This is a genomic window from Companilactobacillus crustorum JCM 15951 (assembly GCF_001434585.1).
Lineage (GTDB): Bacteria > Bacillota > Bacilli > Lactobacillales > Lactobacillaceae > Companilactobacillus > Companilactobacillus crustorum.
In genome coordinates this window covers 1-1,662 of sequence record NZ_AZDB01000077.1, presented here as the reverse complement: position 1 = coordinate 1,662, position 1,662 = coordinate 1, and the positions used below count along the sequence as shown (strand labels likewise).

Genomic DNA, 1,662 nt, shown 5'->3' with positions numbered 1-1,662 from the left:
GCATTTACACAAGATATTTTACGCTCTCTTTTGTTTACAAAATTCAACTATTTGAGTTTTTCTGTTGATTAGATCTATAATAAAGTTTAGATGGGGGTAAGTATAATATAGATTCTTTAGTTTCTGTATTGTCATATCAGTTCAACAACCATTTGGATAAGGTTATTGTACCTTTATTTTTTTATTATTTAAATAATGCCATTCTTATGTATCCAACTAGCCATAAGTAAACTATTTTCTTTGTTGATAAAATGAAAGCCGGGTGAATTTTAAAATCGAGTTCTGCATTTGTTTGAAACAAAATCACATACCTTAGCTGTCTGTACTTTTGTTACAACTGCATTATTGTGTTTTAAATTTTTTATAATTAACAAATGCGGTGTAACTATTTTTAGAATTTTTAAGTTAATTAACAATTACTGACTCACTAATACAACTTATTTAAGATTACATCAGATTAATGTTGGCTTCATAAAATGAAAGGATGAATTATCGTGAAAATAACATTAATAACACAGTATTTAGAGGGACATGGCGGTACCGAAAGAGTCATTTCGAACTTGGTCAACGAAGATTTAAAAAATGAATATCAGGTTTTGATCCCTAAAAGCGGAAAACCTGAATGGCTCCAATGGATTACACGTACTACCGGCTACCAACTTAAAATTTGCCATGCACAAGATACACAAGCACAAAAAGAGTTTATTGAAAAAAATGTTTTAGCAGCAGAACCAGATATCGTTTTGGGACTCGAAGGCAGAGCTTGTGTAACTGCCTATCAGATCAGGAAAAAATATGACCTTCATTATAAAATTGTTTCTTGGGGACATACCTCCATTGCTGAATCAAACATTTTTGCTCGTCAAGAACTTGCTTTCTCAGAATATCATCTTGCAATTAGTACAGGGATAAAAAAACAGTTGATCAAACTCGGGGTCCCAGCCCAAAAAATCTTTCTGATCTATAATCCTATCCGCACTGTAAATAAGAAAACAATCAGCACACCTAAAGCTAACGCTCCTTTCCATGCAATTTTTATTGGAAGAATATTGTTGGATGATCAAAAAAATGTACGTATGCTTCTTGAATCAATGGCACAGCTTAATATTCCTTGGAAACTGGACATCTTTGGCAAGGGAGCTGATCTTCCAAAAGCAAAAACATTAGCAAATGATTTGCATATTTCACAAAACATTAACTGGCAAGGTTGGATGCCTAATCCTTGGGAAGCAATTAATGAAGCTGATTGCCTGCTGCTCTGTTCAAAATATGAGGGATTCCCAATGGTTGTTATTGAAGCTGCTTCTTATGGCTTGCCAATTGTTTCAACAAACTGTCCTACTGGACCGGCAGACATCATTAATTCCCACAATGGAATTTTAACTCCAATGAACGACCAAAAAGCTTTTATAGCTGCATGCCGGCAAATCTATCGTTTGCGTGGTAAATATAATCATACAGATATCAAAAAAACAGTTTTGAAATTTGATATTTCTCGCTATATTAAGCACATAGAAAACATCTATAACTTAATTGCTGCTGATAATAAAAACACAGATAAATCAGCCATTAAACTTTCTTCTTTATAATAGGTTCTTTATCAAGTGGTACTGATGAAATGAATTATTAAAAATAATGGCTGTTCGTCAAATCAAGTTGATG

At 33.0% G+C, this 1,662-nt stretch carries 1 protein-coding gene; it reads left to right on the top strand.

Annotated features, from left to right (window positions below):
- Positions 1-494: 494 nt before the first annotated feature.
- A complete protein-coding gene (locus FD26_RS10700) occupies positions 495-1,589 on the top strand; it encodes a glycosyltransferase (RefSeq protein ID WP_003691196.1) in 1,095 nt (364 codons plus the stop codon).
- The last annotated feature ends 73 nt before the right edge of the window (positions 1,590-1,662 follow it).